15 protein-coding genes are annotated in these 12,790 nt (G+C 57.6%); 10 read left to right on the top strand and 5 right to left on the bottom strand.

What is annotated here, in order from left to right:
- The first annotated feature begins 14 nt into the window (after nt 1-14).
- Nucleotides 15-506, top strand: coding sequence for a transposase (locus tag AAFM46_RS15825; protein WP_343318362.1), 492 nt, complete (start codon nt 15-17; stop codon nt 504-506).
- Between the two features lie 11 nt (nt 507-517).
- Nucleotides 518-1,357: an IS3 family transposase gene (locus AAFM46_RS15820; RefSeq protein WP_343318360.1), complete on the top strand. Its 840-nt coding sequence runs from the start codon at nt 518-520 to the stop codon at nt 1,355-1,357.
- Between the two features lie 80 nt (nt 1,358-1,437).
- Here the strand turns inward: AAFM46_RS15820 and AAFM46_RS15815 are convergent, their stop codons facing one another.
- Nucleotides 1,438-2,766 (bottom strand): solute carrier family 23 protein, encoded by a 1,329-nt coding sequence (locus tag AAFM46_RS15815; protein ID WP_343320478.1) that lies wholly within the window; start codon nt 2,764-2,766, stop codon nt 1,438-1,440.
- Between the two features lie 174 nt (nt 2,767-2,940).
- On the opposite strand from AAFM46_RS15815, the gene AAFM46_RS15810 reads away from it, so the two are divergent.
- A complete protein-coding gene (locus tag AAFM46_RS15810; protein ID WP_343318757.1) occupies nt 2,941-3,822 on the top strand; it encodes a class II glutamine amidotransferase in 882 nt (293 codons plus the stop codon).
- Between the two features lie 18 nt (nt 3,823-3,840).
- Here the strand turns inward: AAFM46_RS15810 and AAFM46_RS15805 are convergent, their stop codons facing one another.
- A complete protein-coding gene (locus AAFM46_RS15805; RefSeq protein WP_283528954.1) occupies nt 3,841-4,152 on the bottom strand; it encodes a metalloregulator ArsR/SmtB family transcription factor in 312 nt (103 codons plus the stop codon).
- 53 nt (nt 4,153-4,205) lie between these two features.
- On the opposite strand from AAFM46_RS15805, the gene AAFM46_RS15800 reads away from it, so the two are divergent.
- The gene (locus AAFM46_RS15800) at nt 4,206-5,135 is read left to right on the top strand and encodes a cation diffusion facilitator family transporter (protein WP_283528957.1); all 930 of its coding nucleotides are present in this window, start codon (nt 4,206-4,208) and stop codon (nt 5,133-5,135) included.
- A 32-nt stretch (nt 5,136-5,167) separates the two neighbouring features.
- Here AAFM46_RS15800 and pgm read toward each other — a convergent pair whose 3' ends face one another.
- The gene (gene pgm, locus AAFM46_RS15795) at nt 5,168-6,811 is read right to left on the bottom strand and encodes a phosphoglucomutase (alpha-D-glucose-1,6-bisphosphate-dependent) (protein WP_343318756.1); all 1,644 of its coding nucleotides are present in this window, start codon (nt 6,809-6,811) and stop codon (nt 5,168-5,170) included.
- A 451-nt stretch (nt 6,812-7,262) separates the two neighbouring features.
- Between pgm and AAFM46_RS15790 the strand changes: the two genes are divergently transcribed.
- Complete coding sequence (locus AAFM46_RS15790; protein WP_283528962.1) at nt 7,263-7,502, top strand: hypothetical protein; 240 nt, start codon at nt 7,263-7,265, stop codon at nt 7,500-7,502.
- Nucleotides 7,503-7,598: 96 nt separating this feature from the next.
- Here the strand turns inward: AAFM46_RS15790 and AAFM46_RS15785 are convergent, their stop codons facing one another.
- A complete protein-coding gene (locus AAFM46_RS15785) occupies nt 7,599-9,077 on the bottom strand; it encodes a peptide MFS transporter (RefSeq protein ID WP_283528964.1) in 1,479 nt (492 codons plus the stop codon).
- Nucleotides 9,078-9,178: 101 nt separating this feature from the next.
- On the opposite strand from AAFM46_RS15785, the gene AAFM46_RS15780 reads away from it, so the two are divergent.
- From AAFM46_RS15780 to AAFM46_RS15760, 5 genes are all read left to right on the top strand, one after another.
- Nucleotides 9,179-9,505, top strand: coding sequence for a rhodanese-like domain-containing protein (locus tag AAFM46_RS15780; protein ID WP_283528966.1), 327 nt, complete (start codon nt 9,179-9,181; stop codon nt 9,503-9,505).
- Between the two features lie 44 nt (nt 9,506-9,549).
- Nucleotides 9,550-10,491 (top strand): prephenate dehydratase, encoded by a 942-nt coding sequence (pheA, locus tag AAFM46_RS15775; protein ID WP_343318753.1) that lies wholly within the window; start codon nt 9,550-9,552, stop codon nt 10,489-10,491.
- 359 nt (nt 10,492-10,850) lie between these two features.
- Entirely contained in the window at nt 10,851-11,105 is a 255-nt protein-coding gene (locus AAFM46_RS15770) for a hypothetical protein (protein WP_343318752.1), read from the top strand.
- A 43-nt stretch (nt 11,106-11,148) separates the two neighbouring features.
- Nucleotides 11,149-11,328, top strand: coding sequence for a hypothetical protein (locus AAFM46_RS15765; protein ID WP_343318750.1), 180 nt, complete (start codon nt 11,149-11,151; stop codon nt 11,326-11,328).
- A 146-nt stretch (nt 11,329-11,474) separates the two neighbouring features.
- On the top strand, nt 11,475-11,648 hold the full coding sequence (locus tag AAFM46_RS15760) for a hypothetical protein (RefSeq protein WP_283528975.1): 174 nt from the start codon (nt 11,475-11,477) through the stop codon (nt 11,646-11,648).
- Between the two features lie 57 nt (nt 11,649-11,705).
- On the opposite strand, the gene AAFM46_RS15755 is transcribed toward AAFM46_RS15760, so the two are convergent.
- A complete protein-coding gene (locus AAFM46_RS15755; RefSeq protein WP_283528977.1) occupies nt 11,706-12,773 on the bottom strand; it encodes a diacylglycerol kinase family protein in 1,068 nt (355 codons plus the stop codon).
- Nucleotides 12,774-12,790: the final 17 nt, after the last annotated feature.

Below are 12,790 nucleotides of genomic sequence, written 5' to 3'. Positions count from 1 at the left end.
TCGGGGAGTTTTTCATGCGTCCACGTAGTTCATTGACAGCCGAGCAGCGGCTAGCTGCCGTCGATCTGTTTGAGGAAGGGTTTGGGTATCGCGCGGTATCCTCAAGGCTGGGAGTCAGCGTGTCGGCTATTTGCGAGTTGAGAAGTCGTTTCAAGATCTGGGGTAGAGCAGTATTGGAAAACAAAACAACTAAGCAGGCGTATTCCTTTGATTTCAAGCTGGCGGTTGTTCGCCAATATCTCGACGGTAAGGGGACGCTGCAGGACCTTGCCCAGATGCATCAGCTCAGTTCTCTAGGCCTCTTGCGATCATGGATCCGCGCCTATCGGGACTATGGCCAGGAGGGCCTGCGCCCCAAGGCCAAGGGCCGGCCCAAATTTGTGCCTGAGACCCTATCGGTTGAAGTCAGTGAGCTGGAGAAGCTACGCCGCGAGAACGAACGTCTGGCGGCAGAGAACGCCTACCTAAAAAAAATACGGGCCTTGAGGAACCAACCACGGCGCTGAAAGTCAGCACCGTGATTTCCCTCAAGGCATCCCATGCCCTGCCCCTGTTGCTTCAAGCAGCGGGATTGGCTCGTTCCACATTTTTCCACCGTCAAGCGGCACTCAAAACCCCTGACCGGCACGCTGAGCTTCGAGCTCAGATCCACGAGGCTTTCACCGTAGCTAAGGGCCGCTACGGCCACCGGCGCATCCACGCAGTCCTGAGACGCCACGGCTGGCAGATCGCACGCAAGACCGTGCTGAAGCTGATGCGTGAGGAGAACCTGATCTGCAAAGTCCGTACCCGTCGCAAATATTCCTCTTACAAAGGCCAGGTCGGTAAGATCGCCGAGAACCTACTCAAACGAGAATTCGAAACCGATGCGCCGAACACCAAATGGGTGACCGACGTGACTGAGTTCAAAATCGCCGAACGCAAGGTCTACCTCTCACCGGTGTTAGATCTGTTTGACCGCTCGATCGTTTCCTACTCGGTTTCCCAGTCCCCGACCGTTTCCTTCACCAACGAATCACTCATCGCTGCGATTGGCACCCTCGCCCCGGGCGAGACCCCGATGATGCATTCAGACCAAGGATTCCAGTACCAAAACTCCAGCTGGCAGAAACTCCTTAGCGACGCCGAGATGGCCCAATCCATGTCGCGCAGGGGCAACTGTTTAGATAACTCGGTAATGGAAAACTTCTTCGGTCACCTCAAGGAAGAGATGTTCCATCGTCAAGAATTCACTGACACAGAAGTGTTCACCACCGAACTCCGGGACTATATCCACTGGTATAACACCGACCGCATCTCGTTAACGCTGCAGTGCCTGAGTCCGATGGAATATCGGGCTCAGGCACTGGCTGCGTAGACTCTTATTTATCGAGTCCAACTTTCGGGGAGCAGTTCATTCCTCCGGGGTGTCATCATCTCCAACCTCAACCACAGGGGCTAGGTGGTCTTTTCTATTGACGGTTCCTGAGCAGCGGCGTCAATCTCAGGATCCAGTGGATTTGTGGCAGTTCCGCGCCACTTCGCCAGTGCGCTCATGCCGTGATAAACAATCAGCGCGGCGGCGGTGCCCAGAGCAATACCCTCGAAGGTGAGGTTTCCCGCGGACCAGGTGAAGTTGGCGATGCCCACAATGAGCGCCACGGCAGCCGTGGTCAAGTTGATGTTGTTGGAGAAGCTGACCTTGTTCTGTACCCAGATGCGTACTCCCAGCACGCCGATCATGCCGTAGAGCAGGGTTGCGGCTCCGCCCAAAACGCCCAGTGGAACTGTTGCGATTAATTCGCCAAACTTGGGTGAGAAACTCAGAAGTAATGCTGCGATTCCCGCCACCCAGTAGGCCGCTGTGGAGTACACCTTGGTGGCTGCCATGACCCCAATGTTCTCCGCGTAGGTGGTGGTGCCGGAACCGCCGCCAAACCCTGCCAGGGTGGTGGCGACGCCGTCTGCGATGATGGCTCGGCCCGCGTAGGGGTCAAGGTTCTCTCCCGTCATAAGGGCCACTGACTTCACATGACCGATGTTCTCGGCCACAAGTACAAGGACTACGGGGATGAACAGGCCCAGCACTGCGAAGTGGAACGTGGGGGTCTGGAAGTGTGGCAGACCGATCCACCCAGCCTCATGGATTTTGGAGAAGTCCACTTCGTGGCGCAGCACCGCTACGCCGTAACCCACCACTACGCCAACAAGGATGGCTAAGCGGCCAAGGATTCCACGGAATAATACGCTGACAAGGATGATGACAAGCAGTGTGATGATCGCTGTGACGGGGGCTGCTTCAAAATTTGTTCGCGCTGAGGGAGCCAGGTTCAGCCCGATCAAGGCAACGATGGTGCCCGTGACGGGGGCTGGCATGAGCCGGTTGATCCACTCGGAGCCAAACTTTTGCACTATCAGGCCAAGGATGGCCAGAGTAATGCCGGCGATAACCACCCCGCCCAGAGCGCCCGCCACACCAAATTGCTGCTGTGAGGCCAAGATGGGAGCGATGAAGGCAAAGCTTGAACCCAGGTAGCTGGGGACGCGGCCCCGGGTTAGGACTAGAAAAAATAAGGTGCCGATACCGGAGAAAAACAGCGTGGTTGCCGGCGGCATGTTGGTGATCAGCGGGACCAGGAATGTAGCGCCAAACATGGCCACCACGTGCTGTAAACCAATGCCGATAGTTCGTGGCCAGCTCAGCCGTTCATCAGGACCAACAACCTGCCCCGGCTGGATGCTTTTACCATCTCCGTGGAGTCTCCATTTTGTGCCCAGCAAACTCATCTCAGCTTCTCCAGTTCTAGTCCTGGGCCCGTGCAGCCCGCAGCTAAGAATATCGGAGCCTGTTCGCTCTCGGGCGCGCAAGGCGGCTGAGCCGGGCATGGTGCTTGAATTGAGCTGTGAGTTCCGTGCCTCTCCGGGCTCCCGCGCGGCTGCATTGGGGGCTAGGATCACGGTATGTGTCGGCTCTTTGGAATGCATGCCGGAGCGGAACCGGTCAAGGCCACGTTCTGGCTGCTTAGAGCTCCACTCAGTCTTGCCGTGCAGAGCCGGCGGGAACCTGACGGGAGTGGGATTGGGGTCTTTACGGCGCGCGGAGATCCTGTCATAACCAAACAGGCCGTCGCCGCATTCAAGGACATAGAATTCGCCACGGCGGCGAAGGAACTGGAAAGCACCACCTTTGTGGCCCATGTTCGGTATGCCACCACTGGCGCGCACACGGAGGTGAACACTCACCCATTTGAGCAGGATGGCCGAATTTTCGCTCACAATGGCGCATGTGGGGAGCTAGCCAAGCTTGACGCGCGGGTGGCCGAGTTTGGCGGGGCCGATTTTGTTCGCGGGCAGACTGACAGTGAACGTATATTTGCTTTGATCACATTAGAAACTAGGCGCCACAGCGGCAACGTGGCGGCCGGCATTGAGGCGGCTTTGGGTTGGATTGCCGAGAACCTGCCGGTTTATAGTTTGAACTTAATCATCAGTACTGCCACGGACTTATGGGCACTGCGCTATCCGCAAACGCACGAACTCCATGTTCTTCAGCGCGCACCCGGTGGCAATGGAGCTGGCCGATCCTTGGCAATAGATAGCAGCCGAATCCACGGACACAGCCGCGCACTGGCCCGGAAGCGCTCGGTCATCATCGCCACCGAACCCATGAGCAGCGATCCTGGCTGGCGGATGATGGGGCCAGGTGAGCTGCTCCATATTGACGTGGGGCTGGGCCTAAGCAGCAGCTACCCCTTGCCGCAAAAGCCCGCCCGCCGGCTGCGGCTGGTCCCAGCGGAACTGCCCATGGGCACTCTTGGTAGGTCCGGCCCTACGCTGCAATAAGTAGACACGGCGAACACGCTACGGGTGCGGTATGTGGCCTTCACTGGCAAGAAGTACGACGCCGAGAAGGTCGTTGAGAGCGTGCGCCAGGTCTGGATGGGCTAGTTCATACCGCGAGCGGCGTCCTTCCGGGATAGCGACCGCCAGTCCACATTCGCGCAGGCAGGAGAGGTGGTTGGAGATGCTTTGGCGAGAAACGTTTAGTTGGTCAGCTAAATCGCCCGGGTACTGGGGTTCCTTGGCCAGGGCCATCAGGATTTCTGCTCTCGTGGGGTCTGAGAGAGCATAGCCAAAGCGGGCTAGTACCGCTGCGTTGCTAATGGGCTTCATTCTCAATATCATACAGTACTTGCTGAATTCATCGTTGGATGTACTATTGAGGCATGTCTGCTCATAGTCACTCTCATTCCCACGCGGGACCCCCCGGTGAAAGCCACCAGGGCCGCATTGGCATTGCTTTGGGAATCACACTGCTGGTTTTTATCTTTCAAGTCATTGGTTCAATCCTTACGGGATCACTGGCGCTGCTCTTTGATTCCGCTCACGTCCTCACCGATGCGGGCGGACTGGCCATGGCCCTGCTCGCAGCCCGGCTAATGACACGCCCGGCAACCAGCAAACGCACCTGGGGATTTGCGCGCGCGGAGGTTCTTGCCGCAACAGCACAAGCCGCCATCCTTCTCGCCGTCGGACTTTTCGTTTTGATTGAAGGAGTCCAGCGGCTGTGGAACCCCACGGAGATCGCCTCCAACGAAATGATCGTTTTTGGGGCGATTGGTCTGCTGGGCAACATCATTGCGATGTTCGTTTTGATGGGCGGGCGCAGCAAAAACTTCAACATGCGGGCTGCGTTCCTTGAAGTTGTCAACGACGCACTCGGGTCGGTGGCGGTGATTGTGGCGGCAATCGTGATCTCCACGACTGGGTGGATGCAGGCGGACGCCGTGGTGGCCATGCTGATAGGTTTGATGATCCTGCCGCGCACCGTGAAGTTGCTGCTGGAGACCATCAGTGTGCTGCTGGAATCTACCCCGTCGGGTCTTGACCTTGACGAAGTCCGCAGACACATTTTGGGCATCGGGCACGTGATCAGTGTCCATGACCTGCACGCAAGCCAGATTGCCACCGGGCTGCCCATTTTGTCCGCGCACGTGGTGGTTGACGATGAGTGCTTTTACGATGGTCACGTGCCGCAGATGCTCGATGCCCTCCAGAGGTGCGTAGCAGGCCACTTTGAGGTCAGCATTGAGCACTCAACGTTCCAGCTTGAAACTGCCGGGCACGCCGAACATGAGCTTGGCGCTCACCACTAAATCCACTAATGGGCCCCTGGTCCCCGGGGAAGTTATGAGATCACACCGTCCACAATAGCCTTCGCCTCTGCCTGAACTTCAGCGAGGTGCTCTGATCCCTTGAAAGACTCCGCATAGATCTTGTACACGTCTTCGGTGCCGGAAGGGCGGGCCGCGAACCAGGCGTTTTCGGTGGTGACCTTCAGCCCGCCAATGGGTGCCCCGTTACCGGGAGCCTGCGTCAGCTTTGCCGTAATTGCTTCGCCGGCCAGGGTGGTGGCTGTGACGTCGGAGGCTGAGAGCTTGCCCAGGGCCGCCTTTTGCTCGCGGGTGGCGGCTGCGTCAATGCGGGCGTACGACGGCGAACCAAAGCGATCTGTCAGATCACGGTAGTGGACTGACGGGGATTTGCCTGTGACTGCCGTGATTTCGGAGGCCAGCAGAGCCAAAAGAATGCCATCTTTGTCCGTGGTCCAGACCGAACCATCCTTCTTCACAAAAGCTGCGCCGGCTGATTCCTCCCCGCCAAAAACACCTTCGCCGGAGAGTAGACCGGGCACAAACCATTTGAAACCTACGGGGACTTCAACGAGCTTGCGGCCCAAGTCCGCCGCCACCCTGTCGATGATGGAGGAGGACACAAGTGTTTTACCAACACCGGCCGTTGCCGGCCACTGGGAACGGTGCGTGTAAAGGTACTGGATTGCAACTGCAAGGTAGTGGTTGGGGTTCATCAAACCGGCGTCGGGGGTGACGATGCCGTGCCTGTCGGCGTCGGCGTCGTTCCCCGTGGCAATGTCGTAAGGAGCGCCGTCCTTGAGCTTGTTGATCAGTGAGGCCATGGCGAAGGGGGAGGAGCAGTCCATACGGATTTTCTCATCCCAATCAAGGGACATAAAGGCCCACTGCGGATCAACTGTGGGGTTGACCACCGTTAGGTCAAGGTTGTGGCGTTCGCCGATCTCACCCCAGTAATCCACCGAGGCGCCACCCATGGGGTCAGCGCCAATCCGGACTCCGGCGGCACGGATGGCGTCCAGATCCAGTACCGACGGGAGGTCATCGACGTAACTGGAGAGGAAATCGAATTTGCCGGTGGTGGAAGCGGCCAAGGCCTCGGGGAGCTGGACCCGTTTTACCCCGCGTAACCCGTTTTCAAGAAGTTCATTGGCGCGGTTGGCAATCCAGCCCGCGGCGTCGGAATCGGCCGGTCCGCCGTGTGGAGGGTTGTATTTGAAGCCACCGTCTCCGGGAGGGTTGTGAGATGGTGTCACCACAATGCCGTCAGCCAAGGCTTCGCTGCGGTCCTTGTTATGGCTGAGAATGGCATGCGAAACCGCCGGTGTGGGTGTGTAACCGTGGCGTGCATCAATCAGCACCTCAACGCCATTCCCGGCCAAAACTTCAAGGGCGGTGTTTTGTGCGGGCTCACTGAGCGCATGGGTATCTTTGCCCATGAAGAGCGGCCCCGTGATTCCCTGCCCTGCCCGGTACTCAACAATGGCCTGGGTGATGGCTGCTATGTGGCCTTCGTTGAAGGAGGCTTTCAGCGAGGAGCCACGGTGCCCGGACGTGCCGAACGCAACACGCTGTGCCGGATCGCTAAGATCGGGGGAGAGATCGTAATACGCATCCATCAGCGTGGAAAGATCAATAAGGTCCTGGGGAAGGGCAACAGTGCCCGCGCGGCTAGCCATGCTCACAGCATGCCAGAGCATGGGGTGTATTGGCACCCGCTGACCATATTATGAAACTAGCTCTAAGCGGTGCTGCCAACGTAACTCAATTGCTGCACTACTATGGGAGGCAACTTTACCCCGCACGTTTCCCGCTCGCGGGATCAACCTTCAGCAGGAGATAGCAGTGTCGAATCAGCCGGAGCAGCCGCAACCTTACCCGGGGCAACCCGCCAACTACACACCCCCGGGGTACATTGCCCCGCCGGTGCCGCCGCAGTATCAGACACCACCTGCTGCGGATAATTATTCCGGAGGACAGCAGCAATTCCCGAATGCGCCGGCTCCTCAATACGGCCAACCACAGTTCCAGAACCCCCCGGGCTCGCAATACTCTGCCCCTACGTATTATCAGGGCGGGCCAGGCTACGTGGGTGTCAACAGTGGCCCACGGGGGTTTAGCCTGACCAGTATGATCCTGGGCTTAAGCTCACTTATTCTGGTTGGTTTCATGATTGTCCCGCAGATTGTTGGCATCGTGTTGGGCCATATAGGCCTGCGCAGGGAAAGCCCGCAGGGTCGCGCCTTTTCCATCACCGGATTGATCACTAATTACTTGGCCTTGCTGATATGGGGCGTCATCTACGCTTTTTATATCTTTTTCTTTGCCATAGTCATGAGCGATGTTGGTACAGATTACAGCTCTTATTAAGAGAATTGATAGGCGCCATATATTTTAACGAATGAGGGCATCCACCTGACGCGAAAGCGAAAAGGTGGATGCCCTCATTGGTTCGTGCAGGAAACGCTAGATAACTCCGCTCATCAACTTCTTGATCGGTTTCTTTACCGCGAACAGCAGTACGCCGAAAGCAATGGAGACCAGTCCTATAACGAGGAAGTATGGGGTCTCATTGGCTGGGTCGTACCACTGGGCCAGTACGCCGGACATGGCCGTACCAAGCGAAACCGAGAGAAAGAACAACGCCACCATCTGCGTCTGGAATGCAGCAGGTGCCAACTTCGTGGCCAGTGACAGGCCCACAGGGGAGAGCATCAGTTCAGCCACCGTGAACAGCAGCAGGATCAAAACAATCGCCATCAGCGGCACCGCGGCCATACCCGCGAACGGAATGAAGGTCAGGTAGGCAAGCCCCATCACAATCAGTGCCACAGAGAACTTTACCGGGGTCCCTGGCTGGCGCGGACCCCACTTGGTCCAGATGGCAGCGAACACCCCGGCCAGGATGATGATGAACACCGGGTTGATGGAGGTGACCCAGCTGGCAGGCATCTCCCAACCAAGAATTGTCCGGTCAAGGCGCTTGTCAGAGTACAAGGCAATGACAGTGAACTGCTGCTGGAAAAGGGACCAGAAAACGGCGCTGGCAAGGAAGAGCGGCATGAAGGAATATACGCGGCTGCGCTCGTCTCCGGTCACGCTCTTGTTGGCGAGAATAACGGCAAAGTAGGCGATCGTGGCCACAATGACAACGGCCACGATGACCCACTTGAGATTCTCGGCCGTAATAAGCTTTAGCACTACGGCGGCAACAATGACCACCACGGTGGCGCCGGCCAACCCCGCGAACTTGCCGTACTGCGACTTCGGCAGCGGGTTGGGGATTTCATGCGCACTCTGGGGGAGATTCTTACGGGTCAGCCCATATTGGAGCAGACCAAAAGCCATGCCGACGGCCGCGGCGGCAAAGCCAATATGGAAACCCCAGGTGACCTGAAGCCAGCCTGTGGCCAGGGGGCCGATGAGTCCGCCAATATTGATGCCCATGTAGAAAATTGAGAAACCGGCGTCACGCCTGTCATCGTCTTTGGAGTAGAGAGTGCCCACCAGTGAGGTGGCGTTGGCTTTCAACCCTCCGGAGCCCACACCAATGAGGATCAAGCCAGCCGCCAGGCCTCCCGCGCCCGGCAACAGCGCCAGTGAGAGGTGGCCGGCCATGATCATGATGGCGCTATAGAAGAGTACTTTTTCCGAGCCAAGTAGCCGGTCGGCAACCCAGGCACCAAGAATCGTGGAAAGGTATACGCCACCGCCGTAGGCGCCTACGATCCCGAGGGCGGTTCCCTCGTCAATGCCAAGCCCGCCGCGGGTGACGGAGTAATACATGTAGTACGCAAGGATGCCCTGCATACCGTAGAAGGAAAATCTCTCCCACAGCTCAACGCTGAAGAGGTTCAGCAGCATTTTGGGCTGGCCAAAGAAGGATGTGTCGCGGGTAATTGGGGGTGCCTTGGCCGAATCGGCGGGGCTGTTTGGTGAGCTCACAACACCAATTTTTGCACTACTGTCATGGATCTTCACATTCGGGATGTCTGAACAGGGCTACCCTTAACCAGTATTGAGCTTTAGATCCAAGGAGAAAACACATGTCAGAGATCATGAATGTCACCGTTGCCGAACTAGGTGGCGACGCGGTGATTCTAGATGTCCGTGAAGATTATGAATGGGTTGCAGGGCACGTTGATGGTGCTATCCATATCCCATTGGAGCAGTTGCCTGAACGCCTGGAAGAACTCGATCCCGACACTGACTTGAACATCATCTGCCGTACAGGAGGCCGTTCATTTCGGGCCACCACGTGGCTGAACCAAAACGGCTACAGTGCCTTCAATGTGGTTGGCGGCATGGGCGCATGGTTTGAAGCACAGAAGCCCATGATCTCCACTAACGGGGAACCCCCGCGCGTTCTTTAGAACATTAGAGAATTGTTAGCCTCAATTTCGTAGACAGGTTTTCCATGATTTCGGTGCCCCATGCTTCCTCCCTGCCCCTGACATTCCTTGGGCCGGAGGGGACGTTTACCGAGGCCGCCCTGCTGCAAGTACCAGGGGCGGTCAACGCGAAGAGGATTCCCTCAACCAACGCGGCCGCGGCGCTGGCCAAGGTGCGCGCCGGTGAAGCATTTGCTGCGATGTTGCCGATTGAGAACTCCATTGAGGGTGGCGTGCCAGCAACTCTGGATGCTATTTCCAACGGTGTGGAGCTACGAATCCTCCATGAGGTGGTGATGCCTGTGAGCTTTGTGCTGGTAGCACCTGCCGGGATCGGGCTTTCTGACATCACCGCTGTGGGAACTCACCCGCACGCTTGGGCGCAAACTCGAGACTGGTTTGGCGAACACCTGCCGTTGGCAACCCATGTGCCGGCAAATTCAACAGCGGCTGCCGCACACGCGCTGCTCAGCGGTACCGACGCGTTCCAAGCTGCGGTTTGCGCCCCATTGGTGGCTGCACAAACCGGACTCACGATTTTGGCCTCAGGCATTGAAGACAACCTGGGAGCCGTGACACGGTTTGTTCTGGTTGGCCAGCCCGGCTCACTACCCCAACCGACAGGGGCGGATAAAACTACTCTTGCCATTCCGCTGCCCGAAGACCACCCTGGGGCGTTGATGGCCATTCTTGAGCAGTTTGCCAGCCGCGGGGTGAACTTGAGTCGTATTGAATCCCGCCCTACAGGACAATTTTTAGGCCACTATATTTTTAGTGTTGACGTTGACGGCCATATCCATGATGCTCGCGTGGCCGATGCGTTGCGCGGTCTGCACCGAGTAAGCCCGGGCATGCGGTTCCTGGGTTCTTATCCCCGGGCAGACAAGGTCCCGCCACTGATCCGCCCATATAATTCCGACTCAGCCTTTGAGGATGCAACCGCTTGGGTTCAGTCGCTCTGCGGCTAGCCAGGCATGACGCGGTTTGCGTCTCCTTTGGTTGTGACCCGGGGTTTGGCGCCTAAGTAGTTCACAGCGTTCGCATCCCCTTGGATGTTGACTGTGGAGATCGTTGCTGCGCCAGCAGAACTGGCGAAGCCCTCCACATTGACGGTGCCAACGTTGTTGCAACTAACTACCAGTTAGCCGCCGGTTGACGTCAGGTTTTGTGTTTTGATCTGGCCCCTAGGGTTACTTGGGGGGACCACGGTACTCACACGTAGGCATGCGCTGCAGTGGCGGGCCTTGACTCTGGTGTCAACCGGCACGGGACGCCCTGAAGTTGCGGTGGCCGGCATGATCCGCTTGCGGCGATAGATGATGACCGCATGCTTATGCAGGGTTTAGCCGCATGGATGGAGCCACTAGAGGATGTTTTGCTTGTCATAGTTGCTGTGACAGTCCAGGAGTTCATCGACGCCAAATGCGCCGTCGATGTTGTTTTGCTTGATCTTAACCTGCGAGATGATTCCCAGCCGGCACAGAACGTCCGTCGAGTTTTGGACAGCGACGCCGCGGCAGGAACACTTGAAGTCAGCCCGGAACTGGTGTTCCTTCTCAGCACCGGGAGTAAGCACCGATAAGCGGGAGCCGCGTCCGCAACTCTCCAGCCAGGAAGCACTGGTATTGCGCGCTTATGCCTCTGGCGCCACTTTGGCGGCAACAGCCCTCAAAGCCGGGGTTGCGTATGGCACGGCTCGGGAATACTTCGAGCCGGTTAAGCGAAAAGATTCGGATGCTGGTTGGCCCACACACACTAAGTTGGACCTGGCGGATCGTCTTCGTGAAGAAGAGTTGGGACCGTAGCGCCACGGCGACTGGGCGCTAACCCAGAAAGCGTGATTTGGTGTGTTACTTCCCGCCGGAGCTCAGCAAGCCTATGCTTTGAGTATTCGGCGAGTAAGCCGGGCACCGAGCGTAAACACAGCAGGAACAGAAAGGGGCTGGTAGCCATGGACGCCCAAGGAGCCAAAGATAGCCACCAGGACGGCACTATCATCAATCCTGATCAGGATGAGGGTCCGGATACCTCGGTGGGGGATGAGGGCGACGACGCCAATGAGTTGCGCTTCGATGAAGAGCAACGCCTCATCAATGAACAATCGCAGCGCCCCGAAACCGACTGATCCCGTTCGGCCCTGATGCCTCCGGCCCTGAAATCCTTCGGGGCTGAACTGGCGGCGCTACACGGGATTATTGGGCGCGGCCACGCGCACCAAGACCGCTTTGGTTTCCACACTGACCTTCACGCACGTGGCAGGGCCCGTGGGATCGCCGTCAATCTGGGTTTCAACGGGCATGACTGTGCGAATAACCAGATTTTGGGAGCGGTAAAAGTCAATGACCGGCAAGTGATTCTTGTGCTGAAATACCACCTTGCCTGCCATCGCCATCCAGCCAAAAGCGCTGCGTGGGCTGATCACCACAACGTCCAAGACGCCGTCGTCAATCAAAGCGCCAGGAACAAAATCAATGCCACCGGGCAACAAGCCGCAGTTGGCAAACAGCACCGAACGGACCTTGCGCTGCTGAGCCGGTTCATCATCTAAAGCAATGCTGACTTTTTTGCGCGCCCCAGCCATGTGGCGCAGCCCGGCCTCACTGTAGGCGAGCCAGCCTACGTGCGCTTTCAGCTTGGATTTGGTGTCGTTCATGACGTCGGCGTCCATGCCGAGTCCGGCGATCACCATAAAAGAATGTTTGGAGACGGACCCTGTAACGCCATCCTCAATTTCCATCAGACCGGCATCTATGTGGCGTTGATGCCCAAACAAGGCAATCTGGACGTTGCCAGCAATGTCAGTGACATCCAGTTTCAGGTTCCGGGCCAGCAGGTTCCCGGTGCCCAAGGGAATGATGGCAAGGGGCACCTCGGTATGCCGTAGGGTCTGGGCCACAGCGCGAACTGTGCCATCACCACCGCCCACAATAACGACGTCGGCCTTGGCATCCAGCGCCGCAGCAGCCATGGAAAAACCAGGATCTTCAACGGTGGTTTCCAGAAAAATGGGGGCGGGCCAGCCAGCTTTCGACACGGAGCGGGTGATGAGCGTCTTGGCATCCGTGGACCCATGCTTGGCGGGGTTATAGATAAACACAACCTGCTGTTTTGCAAGATGGATCTTGTGCGGGAAATCGCCCACAGCGCTGCGGGTATGCTTCTGGGCGAGTTTGCGCACACCCAGCCAGCTGATGGCAGCGGCGAGCACAATGGCCGCCACAATGATGGCTACAAGTATTTCAGTTGGCATGATTATCCAATCTTATC

The sequence above is a fragment of the Arthrobacter sp. TMP15 genome, assembly GCF_039529835.1.
Classification (GTDB): Bacteria; Actinomycetota; Actinomycetes; order Actinomycetales; family Micrococcaceae; genus Specibacter.
Note: the sequence above shows the minus strand (reverse complement) of the source record. Positions and strands in the feature narration are given on the sequence as shown.

What these genes read in the sequence shown, in the direction of transcription:
- AAFM46_RS15825 (WP_343318362.1), top strand. Translation starts at nt 15, where the DNA reads ATGCGTCCACGTAGTTCATTGACAGCCGAGCAGCGGCTAGCTGCCGTC.
- AAFM46_RS15815 (WP_343320478.1), bottom strand. Translation starts at nt 2,766, where the DNA reads ATGAGTTTGCTGGGCACAAAATGGAGACTCCACGGAGATGGTAAAAGC.
- AAFM46_RS15810 (WP_343318757.1), top strand. Translation starts at nt 2,941, where the DNA reads ATGTGTCGGCTCTTTGGAATGCATGCCGGAGCGGAACCGGTCAAGGCC.
- AAFM46_RS15805 (WP_283528954.1), bottom strand. Translation starts at nt 4,152, where the DNA reads ATGAAGCCCATTAGCAACGCAGCGGTACTAGCCCGCTTTGGCTATGCT.
- AAFM46_RS15800 (WP_283528957.1), top strand. Translation starts at nt 4,206, where the DNA reads ATGTCTGCTCATAGTCACTCTCATTCCCACGCGGGACCCCCCGGTGAA.
- pgm (WP_343318756.1), bottom strand. Translation starts at nt 6,811, where the DNA reads ATGGCTAGCCGCGCGGGCACTGTTGCCCTTCCCCAGGACCTTATTGAT.
- AAFM46_RS15790 (WP_283528962.1), top strand. Translation starts at nt 7,263, where the DNA reads ATGATCCTGGGCTTAAGCTCACTTATTCTGGTTGGTTTCATGATTGTC.
- AAFM46_RS15780 (WP_283528966.1), top strand. Translation starts at nt 9,179, where the DNA reads ATGTCAGAGATCATGAATGTCACCGTTGCCGAACTAGGTGGCGACGCG.
- pheA (WP_343318753.1), top strand. Translation starts at nt 9,550, where the DNA reads ATGATTTCGGTGCCCCATGCTTCCTCCCTGCCCCTGACATTCCTTGGG.
- AAFM46_RS15770 (WP_343318752.1), top strand. Translation starts at nt 10,851, where the DNA reads ATGCTTATGCAGGGTTTAGCCGCATGGATGGAGCCACTAGAGGATGTT.
- AAFM46_RS15760 (WP_283528975.1), top strand. Translation starts at nt 11,475, where the DNA reads ATGGACGCCCAAGGAGCCAAAGATAGCCACCAGGACGGCACTATCATC.
- AAFM46_RS15755 (WP_283528977.1), bottom strand. Translation starts at nt 12,773, where the DNA reads ATGCCAACTGAAATACTTGTAGCCATCATTGTGGCGGCCATTGTGCTC.